Source organism: Streptomyces sp. NPDC048461 (assembly GCF_055587105.1).
The window spans coordinates 1-17,753 of record NZ_JBVJGW010000041.1 but is presented as its reverse complement, the minus strand read 5'-3'; the positions used below and the strand labels follow the sequence as shown (position 1 = coordinate 17,753).

Below are 17,753 nucleotides of genomic sequence, written 5' to 3'. Positions count from 1 at the left end.
GGCGCCGCGGCCCCCCGGCGCCGGGCCCGCCCGCCCCCCCCCCCCCCCCCCAACGCTTCGCGGCTTGGACTCTGGGGGGTCACTTCTTGCTCTTGCGCCTGGTGCCTGATGGGTCTTGGGCTTGCGTGAGGTGGGCGAGCTGAGGCCCGTACTCGTCGAGGAGCTCGCGCCTGGCGAGAGGGCGCCTGACGAGGTTTCCCTCGCGCTCGTAGAGTTCCCACCAGTGGGACTGTCCGGAGCTGTTACTGGCGGCGGGATGCTCGATCACCCGGATGTGCTCACTGGGGTGGCGGGCTGCGAGGTGTGTCTTCAGCGCGCCGTGGGTGGGGGCGTCCAGGGGGGCGTCGTGGCCTGCTACGAAGACGGTGACCTGGTGGGGCACTGTCTTGAACGCGGCAAGCTGTAGTTCTTTGCCGCCTGGCAGGCTCAAGCGGCTCGAGGGCAGTGGAGTAGGCCACCGGAAGATGGTTTCCAGGCCGTGGGGCAGTTCCGCGATCCACTGGCCCAGAGGGATGCTGGCGAAGATGCCGCGTTCGGCTGTTGCGTGCAGGACGAATGCCGCGTGCTCGCCGGGCGAATGGGTGATGACCGCCCCTTGGGGCGTTACCCAGAGCACGGAGTCGGGCTTGGTGGCTTCGTCTCGGGCGGAGTCTCGTGCCGCGTTGACTGCCTGCCGCTGCCAGGGCTCCAGGTTGCGCGAGATCGCTCGTGAACGGCGCTCGCCGGGCCATACCAGTTGGTCGACGAAGGCGAAGACCCGGACGACGATGAGGTCCTCGCCGTCGAGTGCGCTGAGGTTCACCAGCCCGAGTTCAGCGGCCTTGTTGACCCATGCACGGTTGAGGTCGGCCTCGCTCGCGAGGCGTGCGGGCGGGACGTAGGCGGACACGGCGGCTCCTGCTGGTGATTGTCCGATTGCTCCGGATCACCGTAGCGCACCGAGCGCCAAGTTTCTGTCACGACACGACACTTGTAATTGCTGGAGATTGGCGCCGACCTTAGCTTTTGGGGGGTTTCGTCCCACCTAGTCACGTCAGAGCGTGTCGCGACACGTCAATGCGTTGATCTAGGACCGCATGAACGCATAGCAACCTACCGAGTTACATCCATGCCTACTGGAATCCCTACAGGCATCCCTACAGACCGACCAGAAAAGCTACCGGAATCACTACGAAGCCAGGCAGCAGCCGCCTGAACAGCAAAAACAGTGATGGGGGCCACCGCCCTCAGGCGGTGGCCCCCATCACTGTTTCGCGTCTACCGACGAGGAGCGTTGATCTTTCCCAACGGTCCAGCAGCATCAAGCTCCGCAAGGAAGCGATCCAGCGCCCCGGAGTAGACGTGAACAGCCGTACGCGCATGGCCCTCACGACGCAACGCATTCGGCAGGTCCGACGCGATGGCGTACACCTCCGGGCTCACCCGATGGCTCCCCTGCTGTCCCGTCCCCACATCCGAATCGCGGGAGACCAGGAAGTCCTCGGCCAGCTGGAGCTGTTCGTCTATCGACGACGGCAGATGCCGAGCCATCGCCGCATCGACGTACTGGGCAGCCGTAAGCGTCTTGCCGGAGGACTTGCAGTCTTCAGCGACCCTCTTACTGAGTGACTCCACCAGGTCGGCAGCGAAACGGAAGGGCTGGGTCTGCCACTCCTTCTTCCGCAGCTTCAGATCCAACCGGCTGTCACGCCACGAGTTGAGCAATGCCTTGTGAACCTCACTCAGCCCGGCGGCCTCCTCGGCCGCATCCCCGTCACCGCCACCGCCACCGGCGGGAGTAGGCGCCGTGCGCTTTCGGCCAACCGAACCCGACGGCGTGCCTGCCTCCGGCAGGCGAGCGTCGGCCCGAGCCTCTGCTGCCGGCTGTGTTACCGGCTTAGTCCGAGGCTCGCCCCCTCCCCCGGCAGAAGGCACTCCAGCCCCGAGGACCGTATCCGGGCCGCCGACAGAGGAAGGAGGCCCAGATGCCGGCGGACTCGGCTGAACCGGGCCGGCCTGGAGCGCATGGGAAGAGGCAGCGGACTGCTCGACCAGCGGCGGCGCACTTGAGGCAGGCGTCTCATCGGTCGGCAGGGACGGAGCCGGCACCGTAGAAGGGGACGCGTCATCGCCCTTCGGCCGTGCCTCTTGCGTGGGACCGCCGAGAACAGACCGTGCGACCACCGACGCTGCGCCGGACAGTGCAGGATTCGCCAGCAGCGCCGAGCCTGTGCGCGGCCGTAGGCCGGCGACCTTCTTCGCCGTCTTCTTCTTCGGCGCGGCTGAATCGCCCTTGGAATGAGGAGACGGCTCACTCATCAACGTCCTCCTCCATCAGCACTGGCTCCGCGATGGTCCACGTCGCACGCGGGAGCTCCATCCGGTCCAGGATTTCCTCGACCAGAGCGGTGTACTGCTTGCCGCAGGACTGGTTGGTGAATCGGACAACTGCAGGCTTGCCGTGGATGTAGGACTCCGAGATCCGCACGTCCCGCCGGACATCGGTCACAAACGGGAACAAGCCACGTCCGGGCTCGGCGTCGATGCCGTCACCGACCATTCCGTTCCTGATCTCGATGTCCTGCACCGTCCACGAAGACTCGGGATTCGACCGGTTCAGCAGAGCCCCCAGAAGCTGGGGCTTGCACTCACCATCGGTGTTCTTCTCCACCGCGTGTGTCGCCGCGCTCAGAACCAGCGCGCCCTTAATCGACTGGTACTCGGGAACGCACAGCGTCACCACGAAGTCGGCCGCTGCCAGTGCGACCGCGTTGAGGTGGGACACCGCGGGCGGCGTATCGATCAGGACGAAGTCGAATCCTTGCGCTTCCGCAAGGAGCAGGCGTCGAAGCAGCGCGGTCATGGCGTAGGGCTTGGTGATGAAGGAGTTCTGCGCAGCTGACATCGAGGCTTCCTCAGAAGCCAGCACACAGAGACGGCCATTGCCCTCGAAGCCGTCGAGGACATCGTCCGTCCTATCGAACATGGCCTCCTGCAGGTGCGGACGCGGGAACTTCTGCAGCGCCATCTGCAGGATGAAGCCGAGTGAGCGCTGGAGCTCCGCCGCCTCTTCCTCAGCGTTGTCCGCTCCCCCGAGCGTAATTCCCAGCGCTGTGCCGGCCTGCGCCTGCGGCTCCAAGTCGACGATCAGCACGTTGTAACCGGCCATCGCCAACCGCGCGCCGAGGTTGACGGTGGTGGTCGTCTTGCCCACCCCGCCCTTCTGCGTGGCGATGGCAATGACCTTGGGCTGTGGCGCCTGGACCACACCCGGATCTTCCGCAGCGGTGAGAGGCAGAGTGTTGGCAGTCATTGGACCGGCCTTCCAGAACGGGTCAGGCGCGTGAGAGACGAAGCAACACCAGTTCTGTCATGTCGCGTCGGTTCCGGTGCTGCTACGCGGCGGTTTGGAAAGATGCAGTAGGTCATCGGCTCGGTGCTTTACTGACGAAATCGGACATCGGATCGATATGCCGCTCGCTTCGAGACCATCTGAAGTGCCACGACATGACACGCGTGACGATAACAGTAGACCGAGTTGCCTGGAGACTCATCGACCGCACTGACGGCGTGTCTGCCTGCGGTCGGAAAAGGGGCCACGCTGGACGGCCTCGAGCGAGCGTGTGCGGCTGCGCTGCGGACTGCATCACCAGGCTGAACTCGGCCTCCGAGCCTCGACGATGAGCCTCCCGGGCCGGATGGTGCCGTCGCCCTTCCTGCGAAGGTCGGCACGAACCGAGCGAACAAGCGGCACTGCTACAGGCATACGGATGGGTGGAGCGGCCGGCAAATCCCAGCCGGTGTTGTGCCGTGCTCGGACGCAAGGTCCCGTGGGCAGGGCGTCGTACACCGCCTACCGGGCACTCATCGAACTCAAGGTGCAGCCCGGAAACACGAGGACCACTACAACACCCAACGTGCCGTCGAGACGGACATGTGAACCGCAGCAGATTAAGGGTGGAGCCATACCGAGCATGCTCGCGTGGAAAAGATCTGAGCTGGGTCCTAAATGAAGCGATAAAGAAGCAGCTACAGGGCGGGCATGGGCGGCAAGCTGAAGAAGTAAGTGGCAATACAAGCGCGTAGGTAAAAATGCAGCAAGGAGAAGACAAAGGAGATGGCCTACATGTAAGAAATATTCAGCACGTAAGCGCGCAAATAGTGGTGGACATCAAAGAGGATGCAAGTACATACGTGCATAGTTCAATACAGACATACATGGATGCCTACAGAGCTTCTAACACGCCTACAGAGTTAGCTATCTGACTCACTACCAATCTAGCTATGCACCTACCTACGGACATAGATTTTCTTGAACCTACAAAAATTCCTACACGTCTAGCTACCCACATACCTACAAGAATGAGCGCATCGCCACACCCGTCTTCGTGGCTCGCGCGGATCCTACCTACAAGAATCCCTACAAGGCCGGGTAGGGCGAGTTTTCCCGCCCTTAGCGCCCACGTCGGTGCCAGGAACGAAGCAGTGGTGGGCAAGTCCAGCCGAGCCGCCAAGCGCATACCCGATGGACGCCGGTGTACGAGACGAGACCGCCCCGAGCGGCTCGACCACGAGGGCAGTGCCTTCGCCCACGAGTGCGTGCCCGCCCCCATCGCCTCCGCCTGGACCACCGCACCACCAGCAAGAAGTGCCAGCAGATCGAGAAGGGTCCCCGCCCGCTTTGCGGGCAGCGCGTGGTGCACCCATCAACACCACGCCGATGCCCAGGCCAGCGATAGCGTCGGCACCCCTCGAAGCGCCGCAGGGCGGGGCGGTGCGGCACCAGGAGTGCCGCCGCCAAGGCGGCAGCCGTTGCCGTAACGGCGCCAGCCGGTGAGGCGGGGGCTCCCGGTCGGGGGTGCAAATGTTGCCGATTCGTTCGATGGTGCCGAGTGTGAGGCGAGGAAGGGAGGCCGGTATGAGAGTCATGCTCAGGGCCCACATGGATACGGCTGCGACGAATGAAGGCATCAAGGCCGGCACGCTCCCGCAGGTGATCAAAGGCCTGATGGAGAAGGTGAAGCTGGAGGCCGCTTACTTCGGCTTGCACGAGGGCGTGCGTTCCTGCTGGATGGTCTTCGACCTGCAGGACAGCTCCCACATTCCGGCCCTGGTGGAAGAGCTGCTCCTGCAGTTCAACGCCGAGGTCGAGGTCGCTCCCGTCATGAACGCAGAAGACTTGGCCAAAGGACTGGCCGCGATGAACTCCTCATCTTAGAGAGGAGGCTCATTTCTGGCAGGTGACCGGCCACGCTGGGCGCTTCAGCCCGGAGGAACCACAGAAATCCACACGGCCGTTTACCCGCCTAGGCCTGGCCCGGCACGAGGCCAGCGTCCGGTGTGTCCGCGAGACCGTCAGCGGGTACGCCCACTCCCTTGGCAGGTGCGGCCTACTGCCGGTGCGCGGGCGCCGCTGCCTCGCGCCGGACTGCCGCAGTGCCTGGCTCCGCTCGAGCGGACGTGAGTGGGCAGAGCAGGACTCCCAGACACCCGAACTCCTGGCGAGGCGGTTCCATAAATCCCTGCACTGGCACCCGGAGACGGGCTGCTCCTTCGCCGTCCCGGTGGGGCGGCCTCAAGACGCTGATCGTCACGCTCGTGGCGCCCGAGCTGGTAGTGGAAGTTGGCATCGACGGCGCTCGCGACACTGCTGCTGGCGACACTTTGGCACGCTGGCATCGGGCGCGCCTCAACCTTTCCCCCAGCAATGTCCCCGGGAGCCGGGGGCGGGGCCTTGATCAGAACCGCGAAGCCGGGAGCAGCCTTGGGCTGGCGGTCCACGACAAAGTGCCACCGAATCCGTTCACGAGCCATACCGGTACCGGTACCCCTGACTCGGTTGCCGGCCCCGAAGCAGACCCTCTTCCTCCGGCCATCGCGGACAAAGTCCGCCAGCACGCGCCCGAGACGTACGCCCGGTTCCTCGCCTTCGGACGAAACACCGCCGGCCTTTACCCGGTGGCAGCCCGACAGGTGACCGATGCGCTGAGCAGCCGCTCGACGCCATCTACTTCGTCATTTCGACCCTAGCGGCGCAGGCGGGGGCACGGTTGGAAGGGTATTGACGCAGGGCATTGACCGGTGACAGCGGAAGGGCCCGGCCACCCAGAGGGTGGTCGGGCCCGCGCGCCGTTTCCATTGGAAACGGCGGTCAGGTGCGGTCGAGGAATCCGATGCTGGTCATCAGTTTCCGGTAGTCGACGGCAGGTACCGAGTTGGGCAGGAGGATGGGCAGGGGGCAGCAGTCGTCGTAGAGCTTCTTCGCGTCGGCGGAGTACCGGATGTAGGGCGTGAGGATGTCGCCGTACAGGGATTCGGCGAGTGCCGTGGCCTTCCTGGCCGATGCTTCAGTGTAGCTGGCGGTCGGGGTGCCGGTGAGGATCAGGTGGTTGACCGTCGGGCGGCCGGGGACTGAGCGCCGGAGGCGGTTCTTCTCCCGGACGCGGTCGAGTTCTTCGAAGAGCGGGACCATCAGCCTGACGTCCTTCGGATCGGCGCGGACCGACGGGATGACGGAGTCGTCCTCGTCGAGCATGCGGATCACGGAGTAGACCATCTTCCCGTAGCTGGCCGGGAAGTCGAGCCAGAAGACGTCGTCCTCGTCGCCGTCGTAGCCGAGCAGGATTTCGGCGAACCAGTCTTGTCGGTCCGCGTCCTCGGCGATGGCGGTGTCCGCGGTGGACATCTCCTTGCAGCTGGGCACGACGCGCAGACCGGGGATGTAGGCGAAGGCGTCGTCGTCGTATCCGTTGCCGATGCGGTAGCGGGCCGGGAGCGCGACCTCGTCCAGGGTCGCGGTTCCGTGGATGAGGTCGAGGACGGTCTTACGCCCTTTCATGGCCTCTCCGTCATAGCCGAGGATCGTCGTCGTGGACCGGTTGGCGTCGAAGTCGAAGATGGTGCCCGGGTATCCCCGCATCGCTGCCTCGGTCGCCATGGAGGTGGCGCTGGTGGTCTTGGTGGAGCCGCCGCACTCGAGGATGAAGGCGTAGATCTTGGGGTGGCGTCGCCCTCTGGGGCGGAAGCGGGGGTCGACGGTGCGCGTCATTCGTTCTCTCCTGTGGTGTCGGAGCCCAGTTCCTTCTTCTCCCACGCGGTCTCCGGGGTGTACTGCGCGTGGTCCTGGAGGAGGCGGAGATAGCCGACCTCTCGGGTTCCCCACGAGTGTCGGCGGGCGGCGGTGCGGAGCTCGGCGGCAGCGAGAGCGACCGCGAAGGCGGCGAGCCGTTGGAGGTCGCCGTCACCTGAGTCCTGGACGGAGTTGAAGTACGAGCCGGCGTTCTGGTCGTCGATGCTGTGGCGTTCGACTCGGCGGAGCCAGACCAGGGCGCGCTGCTGCGCGGCGGACTGCTGCTGCGGGGCGAGCAGGGCACCGGTCATGGCCTTGAGGAGGACCTCGCTGTCGGCGGTGTCGGCAACATCGACGGTCTCCACGAGGAGCTGGCAGGCAGCGTCCCGGGCTGCGGCTGCGGTGCTACGGTCCTGCTCGTACTGGTCGGCCGACGGCTTGGGCTGCTCCTTCTTCGTCGTCGTCCGTGGCTGGGGGGCAGCGTTTCCATTGGAAACGCCACTGGACTGGAGGGCCGTGCCGTTTCCATTGGAAACGGAGCCTTCTCCTTCGGCCGGCTCCGCGTCGGGCACGGGTTCGTCCTGCCGCTGCCGCGCGAGGATCTGCGCCTGCGCCTCCAGCGGACGCATGCCGCCCTGGACCAGAGTCACGGCCTCCCGCTGGTCCTCGGCGCTCATCTTCTGGAGTTTCTCCGCGGTGCTGACGGCCAGGGTGCCGTCCCGGAGCGCTCCCTGGACTTCCGGCTCCAGGGCAAGGAGCTGTACGCGCTTCCACACGGTGCCTTTGGAGATGGCCCCCTTGGCGGTCTCGCCGACCTTCTGCGCGATCTGCTCGTAGGACAGCCCGCTGCTCCGTAGGGCCTCGTAGTGCTCGGCCTCTTCCAGCGGGCTGAGCTGTGCGCGCCGGAGGTTTTCGATGAGGGTGATGAGACGGGCGTCCGCGACCTTGTCGTCCATCAGGACGCTGGGGATGACCTCCCAGCCCAAGGACTGGACGGCGCGCCAGCGGTGCTCCCCGAAGAGGATGACGTTCGCGGCGGTGACCTTCTCCGCTGTATCCGGGTAGTGCTCGATCCAGATGTCGGCGGGGATGTGCGCGATGCTCTGGAGGAGGCCGACTGTCTCGATCGTGGCCGCGAGCTCCTCAACGCCCGACATGGCTCGCCGGTTGAACGGGTTGGGGCAGAGGTCCTTGGGGTGGAGTTCGACGGTGTCGCCGCTGCGGTCCTTGCCGCCTCGGTAGAACGCTTCTTCCTTGGACGGGGCCGCGGGGGCCTGCTTAGTGCTCGTGCGCTTGGGCCTCGGAAGGTTGGCAGCCATAGATTCTCCAGGACGACAGAAAGTACGGCCAGAGACTAGCCGTTTCCAATGGAAACGTTGGCTCCCTCGCGCAGCCCGGGCGGGGAGGTTGGTGTCCTGCAAAGCTCACGGAGGCTGCACGACCCATGACCGCGCGTCCGCTGCTTCGTGGCGGGTCCCGGTGCCTGCCCCGGCACCCGACGAGGGACGTACGCGCTTCTGCGATGGGGAGGATCGGTGACGTTATCGGTGAGGGGCCCGGTGAGTTCATCAGCGGACATCCCCCGGCCCGATAGAGCTGCTCGTGGCGCTGTTCCACGAGCGGTTGGAATGGGGGTGGATCCCTCGGCTGCTTCGCAAGGACTGCGGCGGCCCCATCATCAGGGACCGCCGCAGTGGACGCGCTCACGTCGGCCGGTCAACCGGCAGAGATGGCCTGGCTTTCCTTGTGCTTGATGAGGAGGTCCAGCATCGTGTTGAACTCTTCCGTAGGCATCTTAAAAATCAGGTAGCGCGCTGCGTTGGCGCCATCGTCGTAGGGGAACAGCTTGGGCTGCTGATCGTTCCCCTCGACAGGAGTGTCGCCGGGGCTGCCCTGTCCGGGTACGGACGGCGCGCCCTGCAGCGGCGTGCCGGCAGGCAGCTGTTCCGTTGGTTTCGCCGGCTCCGGTTTAGCGATCTCTGTTTTACGGCTGTTCACCTGATCGCCGTCCGGCTTGCCAGGTCCAGGCGGGGGGCCCGTTAGTTGCTTGCGAGGAGCTGGGGACTTGGCTGCCCTTCTGGTGGCCGACCGTTGGGCGGATGCTGCCGCCCGCTGCGTCTGCTGGTCTTGCCACCAGGCCAGCTGTTCCGTGCTGTCCCAGCTGTTGTCCCGGGCCAGCTTGCCCAGCGACCGCGCGACCTCGAGCGGCATGGTCTTCTTCCGCACCAGTTCCTGCGCTTTGGGAGCAAGGTGAGTGAGGAGGATGCGCTGGGTAACCCAGCCGTCGACCCGCTCGAAGTGCTGCGCAACGGCGCGGTTGGAGCCGAACTCGGCCACGAGGGACTGGACGGCGTACGCCTCTTCGATGGGGTTGAAGTTCTGCCGGTCGACGTTCTCTGAGACCACGGTCTCGATGAACGTTTTGCGGTCTTTGGCGCACCCGTCGTCGACCACGCAGTTGAGCGTGGAGCTGCCGACTGCTGTAGCGCTGCGGAATCGACGCTCGCCGCTTACGAGGACGTAGTCGACGTCACCGATCTGCTTTGCGTGGTCGGGCCACAGTTTCAGGTAGGCGCTGCGGCTGACGGCGGGGCAGGCCTGGATCTGGCGGCGTTGCAGGCTTCGCCCGAGGTCGATCAGCTCGTCTTCGGTGCCGAAGTCGGTTCGAGGGTTGACCAGGTTGGGGGCGAGGCGGCTGAGCGGAATGCGGAGCAGCCGTCCGTCGGCTCGGGTGTCGACGATGGGGGATTCATCATCATCGCCGAAGAAGTCGTCGAACTCATCGCGCTTTGCCATCATCGGCCTCCCGCGTACTTCTGGCGGCGAAGCTGGTGTTCCAGGGCAAGGGACACGAAGTCCTGCTTGGCCTTGGTGGCGATGTGGTTGGACTCGTACTGGGTGCAGAATCGTCCGTTGGTGATGCCGCGGGTGTGCGGCTTGTAGTGGCGGACGGTGGCGTTGAACAGCTCCCAGTTGCGCCGTTTGGCGAGGCTGATGGTGCGGTCCCTGTCGGCAGTGCCGTCGCGAGGGTCCCAGTTGTTGACGAATACGCCGTAGGGAATCTGACGGGGGACCAGGACGCGCTCGATGGTGACCCTGGTCGGGGTGAAGGCCGACCCCTCAGCCTCGAGAGGGACGATGACGTCGTCGGCAACATCCAGGACGGCGCGCAGTGCGTCTCCGGTTGTTCCATCGCCCAGGGGGTCGAGGGACTCGTCCTCGTCGTCTTCAGCCTTCAGGGGCATGAAGCCGGGGGTGTCGACGATGATGATGTCGGCCTTGGCGCGGCGAAGACGACGCAACCTCTCGACGTCCTGGCTCGCATCGACGACGCGGAAGGGGACTGTTCTGCCAGCCTCCCGGACTCTCTCAGCGTGTTCGATGCTGGTGCCTTGGGGGTCTATCGAGACGACTGCCACGGACGGGCCATCGCCTGTGGATCCTTCGACGCAGCCGAGGATCTCGGCGTAGACCGCAGCGAGGTTGACCGACACAAGTGACTTGCCGACCCCGCCCTTACGGTTCAGGACAACGGTGATGTAGGGCATGTACTGCTCTCCGACTACTTCCCGGAAACCCGGTACTTCGGATGGACGGGAGCATCCTCTCAGATGATCGGAGGAGTTCAGGCAGGGCGTCGGAGCGTCGTCGTTTTACGGCCGTAAAACCGAGCGCAGCTGGTGGAGCTCACCGCCACAGCCGGCAGCTCCAGTACGCCGTGTTTTACGGCCGTAAAACAGCTGGCCTTGCGTCGTAGCCGCGGTCGGCGTACAGGCGTCGATGCCTGCGGCGGGGCCGTCCGCGCAGGCCCCGGATCGACGGGATGGTGTCGAGCAAGGGCACGAGCTGGGCGACATCATGTCGGTTGCCGCCGGTGACCGTGACGGCGAGTGGGGTTCCATACCGGTCGACGATCAGGTGATGCTTGGAGCCTGGGCGGGCGCGGTCAACGGGCGAGGGGCCGCCGTGATCCCCACCCTTGAGGGCCCGGACATGGGAGCAGTCCACGGCACAGTCGTCCATGTCCAGTGAGTCCGGGCGGCGGAGTTCCGTCAGCAGGGCGGCGTGCAGGCGTGGCCAGACGCCGGCCTCGGTCCAGTCCCGCAGTCGGCGCCACGCCGAGACTCCTGAGCAGCCCACCGTCTCGGCCGGGGCATCGCGCCAGGAAACACCGGTCCGCAGGACATACATGATGCCGGCGAGTGCAACTCGGTCCGGAACGCGAAGCCCCGGGATAGCGATGGCGCCGTTCGGGAGCAGGTGGCAAGAGCGGGGCCAGCCGCTCCCGCAGGCCGTCCGAAACAAGATCGACGCGCACCGAAACCCTTGCCCAACAAGATTGGAAAGCACCTTGCCAGCCGTGGGAATCGTTCCGAAACGATCATTTCTCGGTGGAGCGGGTCCGGTGGCGACGCCACTCGGTCGGGGTGGTCCCGTAGGCGGCGCGGAAGCGCCGGGTGAAGTGGCTGGGGCGGGTGAAGCCGCACCGTGCCGCCACGGCGGAGACGGGCAGTGCTGCGTGGCGGGGTGAGGTCAAGAGCCGGCACGCCGCTTCCAGCCGCTCGGCGATGAGCCACTGTTTGAGCCGGATGCCCGCGCGTGCCAGCACGACGTACAGCTGTCGTTTGGAGATGGCGTGTGCTGCGGCGATGCACTCCGGTCCGAGGTCGGGGTCGGTGAGGTGACGGCGTGTGTACGCCATGATCCGGGCGATCAGGGAGCTGTCCATGGCATCCCGGACCCGCTGGTTCTCTCCGCCGTGGGCTGCCGAGGTCAGCAGGGCCCGCATGAGTTCGGTGGTGGCGTTCGCGAGGGCTCCAGCTCCGGGATCCATTTCGAGGCGGTCCGGATCACGGAAGAGCGTCCGCAGGTGACCCAGGAGCAGGTCGTGCACGGGACTGGCCCGCAGCCGTAGGGAGGCCTGCACGACGGTGTCGACGGGTAGCCCGAGGTACTCCATGTCGATGGTGACGGCCTGTGAGGCGCCGTGGCCGGACCAGCCGTAGGTGCGTGGCGCGAGTTCGTGGAAGACGCAGATGTCCTGGGGCCCGAGGGTGAACTGCTTGCCTGCCTGTTCGGCGCGGTGGAGGCCCCTGGTCTGGAGCGAGACGGAGACCACCGGACGGTCCCGGTGGCTGCGCACGTGCCTGGCCGTGCGGCGGACCTCGAATCCCGAGCACCGCATGTCGAAAAGATCAAGGCCGCCCACGCGCCATCCTTCGATTCGGGCGCTCATCCCCGCCGGGTGCTCCTCGTGGACGATGTCGTTGGGTACGGAGGTGTCTGTCATCGCGTGGTGGAACGCGTCCGCCCTCTCGCGCGGCGCGAAGTCCTCCAGGTCCAGCAGCAGCACGAACCAGTCCTCCAGCACGGTCTCGGGGTGCAGCGCCCATCATCGCGTGAGCACCGGCCCGCCCACTTGTCCGCGCGTGCACGCGGTTGTTCTCCTCGTGCAGCGCCTCCCTGCACAGCCCTGCGCGGAGGGGCAGCTCTCCTGCACGCACAGGCGACCAACCCCGCTGCCCTGCCTCTAGCTTCGGACGTGCGCCCCCCACCGATCCGGTGTCGGCACACACTCCTCGATCCGCAGAGAGGCCCGATCCATGAGCGACCACAACCCTGTCGCGCCGGTACTGGAGCCGGAGGCCGCCGCCTTCGCCGAGGCGACTGCGGCACCGCCGTTCCTGTTCCAGCTGCCGCCGGCCGAGGGCCGCAAGGCCGTCGAGGAGGTGCAGTCTGGCGAGATCGACCTGCAGGCCGTCGACGAGGAGTGGGTGGGCGTCCCCGGCGGCCCGACCGGCGAGGTGCGGGCCCGCATCCTGCGACCGGCCGGTGCCGAGGGCGAGCTGCCCGTCGTCGTCTTCGTGCACGGCGCCGGCTGGGTCTTCGGCAACGCCCGCACCCACGACCGCCTGGTGCGCGAACTCGCCGTCGGCACCGGCGCCGCGGTTGTCTTCCCCGAATGCGACCTCTCACCCGAGCACCGCTACCCGGTGGCGCTGGAGCAGGTCTGGACGGTCGCGCGCTGGGTCGTCACCGACGGAGCCGCGCACGGCCTGGACGCCACCAGGCTCGCGGTCGCCGGTGACTCAGTGGGCGGCAACCTGAGCACCGCGCTGACCCTGCTCGCCAAGGAGCGCGGCGGCCTCACCCTTGCCCACCAGGTCCTCTTCTACCCGGTGACGGACTCGAACTTCGACACCGGCTCCTACCGGCAGTTCGCCGAGGGCTACTTCCTGCGCCGCGACGGCATGCAGTGGTTCTGGGACCAGTACACGACCGACGAGCGCGAGCGCGCGCAGATCACCGCCTCCCCGCTGCGAGCCACAGTCGAGCAGCTGGTCGGCCTGCCCCCGGCGCTGGTGATCACCGCCGAGGCCGACGTGCTGCGCGACGAGGGCGAGGCGTACGCCGCCAAGCTGCGGCAGGCCGGGGTCGCCGTGACCGCCGTCCGCGTCCAGGGCGTCATCCACGACTTCGTCCTGCTCAACGCGCTGCGCCCCACCCAGGGTGCCGAGGTGGCAATCGCGCTGGCCGTCACCACCCTATGCAAGGCCCTCGCCGCCCACTGACCCAGAGCGGCGGGCCGGGACCGGGCACCGCCGGCACGGGCGAATCCGGTGCCTGGCCCGCCGACGGCGCCCACCTCCAGCCCGAGGAGACCGCGTGGCCACCAGCGACACCATCCCCGAGGGGCCCGACGCCCCGATCCGGCCGCCCGGCGGCCGGCACCACGAGCCCGACCTGCGCGCCATGACGCGCATCACCCTCAGGCCCATCGCCTCACCGATGCCGCTCGGCTTCTACGCCGTGGCGATCGCCTCGATCATTGTCGGCTGCCTCCAGCTCGGCCTGTTCGAGGACGGTGCCCAGCGCGCCGTCGCGCTCGCGATCCTGCCCGCCTTCTTTCTCCAGTTCTTGGTCGGCTTCCTCGCGTTCGGCGCCAGGGACGTCCTGGCAGCCACCCTGATGGCCTGCTTCTTCGGGATGTGGCTGGCCAGTTCACTGGTCCTCGCCGTCGAACCGACCGGCGGCGCGGCGGTGTTGGGCGTGCTGAACCTCTGCTTCGCCCTGTTCGCCCTGATGATGGCGAGCGTCGCCATGCCCAAGCGGGCGCTGTGGCTGGTCCTGTGCACCGCCGTGCCGCGCTTCACCGTGGCCGCCGCTGCCAACCTGACCCGCGTGCACTGGATCGCCACCGTCTCCGGCGCACTCGGCCTGCTGCTGGCCGCAGTGGCGATGTACGCCGCGTTCGCCCTGATGCTGGAGGACATGCGCGGCCAGGAGGTCCTGCCGCTCGGCCGCAGCGGTCCCGCCCACCAGGCCGTGCACGGCGACCTGACGGTCCAACTGCGCAACCTCGAACGCCACGCGGGCGTGCGCCGCACCCTGTGACGGCCCGGCCGCCCGCAGCCCCGCCGAGCCGACCGTCCACACCGGGTGCGGCCCGTGCCGCCCCACATGCCATGACCACTCCCGAAAGCGAGCCACCATGCCCTCGATGCCGGTCAGCGGCGTCACTCCCGTGCCCGGAAGCGGCGACGGCGCCGACCTCGTCCTGCGCAACGCCAAGATCCACACCGGCGACCCGCTGCGCCCCGCCGCCACCGCCCTAGCCGTGCGAGCGGGCCGGATCATCGCCCTCGGCGACGACGGCGATGTGGCCGCGCACGCCGGACCCCGTACCCGGGTCGTCGACGCCCTCGGGCGTCGGGTGGTGCCCGGCCTGAACGACTCGCACCTGCACGTCATCCGTGGCGGGCTCAACTACGTGCTGGAGCTGCGCTGGGACGGTGTCCCCTCGCTGCGCCAGGCGCTGGCGATGCTGCGCGAGCAGGCCGGCCGCACTCCCAAGGGCCAGTGGATCCGGGTGGTGGGCGGCTGGACGGCGGAGCAGTTCGCCGAGCGGCGGCTGCCGACCCCGGCCGAGCTCACCGCCGCAGCCCCCGACACCCCGGTGTTCGTGCTGCACCTCTATCAGTCGGCGATCCTCAATCAGGCTGCCGTCCGCGCGGCGGGCTTCACCCGCGACAGCCCCGACCCGCGCGGCGGCCAGATCGTGCGGGGCCGCGACGGTGAGCCCAACGGGGTGCTGCTGGCCGCACCGAGTGCACTGATCCTCTACTCCACCCTCGCCGCCGCCCCGACCCTGGACGAGGCCGACAAGCGGACCTCCACTCGGCACTTCCTGCGCGAGCTGAACCGCTTCGGCCTCACCTCCGCCGTGGACGCCGCCGGCGGCTTCCAGAGCTTCCCCGACAACTACGCCACCGTCATCGAACTGGCCCGCGCGGGAGAGCTCAGCGTCCGCGTCGGCTACCACCTCTTTCCGCAGACCGCCGGGCAGGAGCTGGCCGACCTGACGCGCTGGGTGGAGACGGTGCGGGCCGGGGACGGCGACGAGTGGCTGCGGCTCAACGGCGCCGGGGAGAACCTGACCTGGGCAGCGGCCGACTTCGAGAACTTCTCCGAGCCCAGGCCCGAACTGTCCGCAGGGTACGAGGGAGAGTTCGAGCAGGCCGTGAGGCTGTTGCTGGAACACGGCTGGGGATTTCGGCTGCATGCCACCTACGATGAGACGATCCGGCGTGACCTGGCCGTCTTCGAGAAGCTCGCCGCCGAGGGCTTGTTCCCCGCAGGCAATCGCTGGCTGTTCGACCATGCCGAGACGGTCACCCCCGGCAGCCTGGAGCGGATCGCCGCGCTCGGCGGCGCGATCAGTGTCCAGAACCGGATGTCCTTCCAGGGCAAGACGTTCGCCGACCGCTACGGCGCCGAGACCGCGGCCCGCACCCCTCCGCTCAAGGAGATGCTCGCCTGCGGCATCCCGCTGGCGGCCGGCACCGACGCCACCCGCGTCTCCTCCTACAATCCCTGGGTCGCCCTGCAGTGGCTGGTCACCGGCCGAACCGTCGGCGACCTGTCCCTCTACCCGCCGGACCGGCTGGTCTGCCGCGAGCGCGCGCTTGAGCTGTACACCCGCGGCGGGGCCAGGATCACCGGGGAGGACGACGTCAAGGGCGTCCTCAAGGAAGGCTGGTACGCCGACTTTGCCGTCCTCAGCCACGACTTCTTCGCCGTGCCCCAGGACGACATCGCGCACATCGAGGCCGTCCTGACCGTGGTCGGCGGCCGGATCGTCTACGCCGCCGGCGAGTACGAGGGCCTCGAGGAAGCCCTCCCGGCACTCAGCCCGGCCTGGAGCCCGGTCGCGCACTTCGGCGGCTACCAGGCCACCCCCGCGCCGTCGACGGCCGGCGCCCGCCAGGCCGACCTGCTGGCGCAGGCGGTCGCCGCCGGCGAGGAGCACCGTCAGTGGCGGGTCGCGCGCGGCCTCGCCGCGCCCGAGCAGGCGACCGCCGCCCTCGACCCGTGCTTCGGCCCCTGACCCACCCCGGGATGGCAGCCCGTCCACCCCTCGCCGTTCCACCCCACACACCGCCCACCGTTCGGAAGGAACCCCTCGTGTCTGACTTCAACTTCGACCTCGACGCCGTCTCCGCCGTGCCCAGCCGCGACCTGCTCACCCCCGACAACGCGATGATGCTGTTCGTCGACCACCAGCCGCAGATGTTCTTCGGCGCTGCCAGCACCGACCGCGTCGCCGTCATCAACGCCACCGTCGGCCTGGCCAAGGCAGCCCGGGCGTTCGAGGTCCCCGTCGTCCTGTCCACCGTCGCCGCCGCATCTTTCTCCGGCCCGATCCTGCCGCAGCTGCGCGAGGTCTTCCCCAAGCACGACATCGTCGACCGGACCTCCATGAATGCCTGGGAGGACCAGGCCCTGGTCGAAGCCGTCAAGGCGACCGGCCGGCACAAGATAGTCCTCAGCGGCCTGTGGACGGAGGTCTGCCTGGTCCTGCCCGCCCTCTCCGCCCTCAGCCAGGGCTACGAGGTGTACGTCGTCGCCGACGCCTCCGCCGGTGTCACACCAGCCGCCCACGAGCACGCTCTCCAGCGGATGACCGCCGCCGGCGCCGTGCCCGTCACCTGGCTCCAGGTGCTCCTGGAACTGCAGCGCGACTGGGCACGCACCGACACCTACGCGGCCACCACCGACATCGTCAAGGAGCACGGCGGTGCGTACGGCCTGGGCATCGTCTACGCCCACTCCATGATCGACCCGCACGCCGCCGGCTGACCGGCAACCCCGATCATGGACACCGACACCGGACTGCTCTTCCTGAACCTGCTGGCGGGCCTGCTGATCGCCGCGCACGGCGTGCAGAAGGTCAGCTTCCTGCTGGGCGGCAGCGGCCTGGCGGGCGGCACCGAGGAGTTCCGGCACGATGGCTTCCGCGGCGGGGCGCTCACCGCCATCGCCGCGGCAGCCAGCCAGATCGGCTCCGGCCTGCTGCTGGCCGCTGGAGCCCTCACCCCGCTCGCCGCCGCCGGGGCCATCGGCGTGATGACTGTCGCGCTCACCGTCAAGTGGCCGAACGGCCTGTGGGTGCAACACGACGGCTACGAGTACCCCCGATCATGATCGTTGGTTGATGTGTGTCGTTGACTGACGCGCAGTGGGCGCGGATCGAGCCGTTGCTGCCGGATCGAGCGCCGCGGCGGGGTGGGCGGTGGCGTGATCACCGGCAGGTGATCGACGCGATCGCGTTCAAGTACCGCACCGGCACTCCGTGGATGGACCTGCCCGAGCGCTTCGGTTCGTGGAAGGGCGCCCACAGCAGGCTGCGGATGTGGGCGATCGA

The 17,753-nt window shown here is 67.6% G+C and carries 14 protein-coding genes and 2 pseudogenes; 7 read left to right on the top strand and 9 right to left on the bottom strand.

From position 1 onward, the window contains the following. Positions 1 to 79 precede the first annotated feature (79 nt). The 3 genes from ACZ6S8_RS37055 to ACZ6S8_RS37045 all read right to left on the bottom strand — a co-directional run bounded on the left by ACZ6S8_RS37055 (position 80) and on the right by ACZ6S8_RS37045 (position 3,292). A complete protein-coding gene (locus ACZ6S8_RS37055; protein ID WP_469462478.1) occupies positions 80 to 889 on the bottom strand; it encodes a hypothetical protein in 810 nt (269 codons plus the stop codon). A gap of 368 nt (positions 890 to 1,257) precedes the next feature. Then, complete coding sequence (locus ACZ6S8_RS37050) at positions 1,258 to 1,704, bottom strand: hypothetical protein (protein ID WP_469462476.1); 447 nt, start codon at positions 1,702 to 1,704, stop codon at positions 1,258 to 1,260. 586 nt (positions 1,705 to 2,290) lie between these two features. Then, positions 2,291 to 3,292 (bottom strand): ParA family protein, encoded by a 1,002-nt coding sequence (locus tag ACZ6S8_RS37045; protein ID WP_469462474.1) that lies wholly within the window; start codon positions 3,290 to 3,292, stop codon positions 2,291 to 2,293. Between the two features lie 1,605 nt (positions 3,293 to 4,897). Here ACZ6S8_RS37045 and ACZ6S8_RS37040 point away from each other — a divergent pair. Further along, positions 4,898 to 5,197, top strand: coding sequence for a DUF3303 family protein (locus ACZ6S8_RS37040; RefSeq protein WP_469462472.1), 300 nt, complete (start codon positions 4,898 to 4,900; stop codon positions 5,195 to 5,197). 933 nt (positions 5,198 to 6,130) lie between these two features. Here the strand turns inward: ACZ6S8_RS37040 and ACZ6S8_RS37035 are convergent. From ACZ6S8_RS37035 to ACZ6S8_RS37010, 6 genes and pseudogenes are all read right to left on the bottom strand, one after another. Continuing rightward, positions 6,131 to 7,027, bottom strand: a complete 897-nt coding sequence (locus ACZ6S8_RS37035) for a ParA family protein (protein WP_469462471.1) — start codon at positions 7,025 to 7,027, stop codon at positions 6,131 to 6,133. Beyond that, positions 7,024 to 8,367 (bottom strand): ParB/RepB/Spo0J family partition protein, encoded by a 1,344-nt coding sequence (locus ACZ6S8_RS37030; protein ID WP_469462470.1) that lies wholly within the window; start codon positions 8,365 to 8,367, stop codon positions 7,024 to 7,026. The genes ACZ6S8_RS37035 and ACZ6S8_RS37030 overlap by 4 nt, the downstream gene beginning before the upstream one ends. Positions 8,368 to 8,764: 397 nt before the next feature. After that, a complete protein-coding gene (locus tag ACZ6S8_RS37025) occupies positions 8,765 to 9,844 on the bottom strand; it encodes a ParB/RepB/Spo0J family partition protein (RefSeq protein ID WP_469462468.1) in 1,080 nt (359 codons plus the stop codon). Continuing rightward, complete coding sequence (locus ACZ6S8_RS37020) at positions 9,844 to 10,596, bottom strand: ParA family protein (protein ID WP_469462466.1); 753 nt, start codon at positions 10,594 to 10,596, stop codon at positions 9,844 to 9,846. Before ACZ6S8_RS37020 ends, ACZ6S8_RS37025 begins: the two co-directional genes overlap by 1 nt. Positions 10,597 to 10,798: 202 nt before the next feature. Beyond that, positions 10,799 to 11,366, bottom strand: a pseudogene (locus ACZ6S8_RS37015) (IS5 family transposase); the annotation flags it as partial. A 63-nt stretch (positions 11,367 to 11,429) separates the two neighbouring features. After that, entirely contained in the window at positions 11,430 to 12,419 is a 990-nt protein-coding gene (locus ACZ6S8_RS37010; protein WP_469462464.1) for an AraC-like ligand-binding domain-containing protein, read from the bottom strand. A gap of 232 nt (positions 12,420 to 12,651) precedes the next feature. Between ACZ6S8_RS37010 and ACZ6S8_RS37005 the strand changes: the two genes are divergently transcribed. The 6 genes and pseudogenes from ACZ6S8_RS37005 to ACZ6S8_RS36980 form a co-directional block, all read left to right on the top strand. Continuing rightward, the gene (locus ACZ6S8_RS37005; protein WP_469462462.1) at positions 12,652 to 13,620 is read left to right on the top strand and encodes an alpha/beta hydrolase; all 969 of its coding nucleotides are present in this window, start codon (positions 12,652 to 12,654) and stop codon (positions 13,618 to 13,620) included. Positions 13,621 to 13,714: 94 nt separating this feature from the next. Further along, positions 13,715 to 14,443 carry a GPR1/FUN34/YaaH family transporter gene (locus tag ACZ6S8_RS37000; RefSeq protein ID WP_469462460.1) on the top strand — a complete coding sequence of 243 codons (729 nt, stop codon included), beginning with the start codon at positions 13,715 to 13,717 and terminating at the stop codon, positions 14,441 to 14,443. 97 nt (positions 14,444 to 14,540) lie between these two features. Further along, positions 14,541 to 16,436, top strand: a complete 1,896-nt coding sequence (locus ACZ6S8_RS36995) for an amidohydrolase (protein ID WP_469462459.1) — start codon at positions 14,541 to 14,543, stop codon at positions 16,434 to 16,436. A 77-nt stretch (positions 16,437 to 16,513) separates the two neighbouring features. Continuing rightward, the gene (locus ACZ6S8_RS36990) at positions 16,514 to 17,188 is read left to right on the top strand and encodes a hydrolase (protein ID WP_469462457.1); all 675 of its coding nucleotides are present in this window, start codon (positions 16,514 to 16,516) and stop codon (positions 17,186 to 17,188) included. Positions 17,189 to 17,203: 15 nt separating this feature from the next. Then, a pseudogene (locus ACZ6S8_RS36985) lies at positions 17,204 to 17,524 on the top strand (DoxX family protein); the annotation flags it as partial. A gap of 23 nt (positions 17,525 to 17,547) precedes the next feature. Then, a partial coding sequence (locus tag ACZ6S8_RS36980; protein ID WP_469462456.1) for a transposase occupies positions 17,548 to 17,753 on the top strand: 206 nt, incomplete at its 3' end.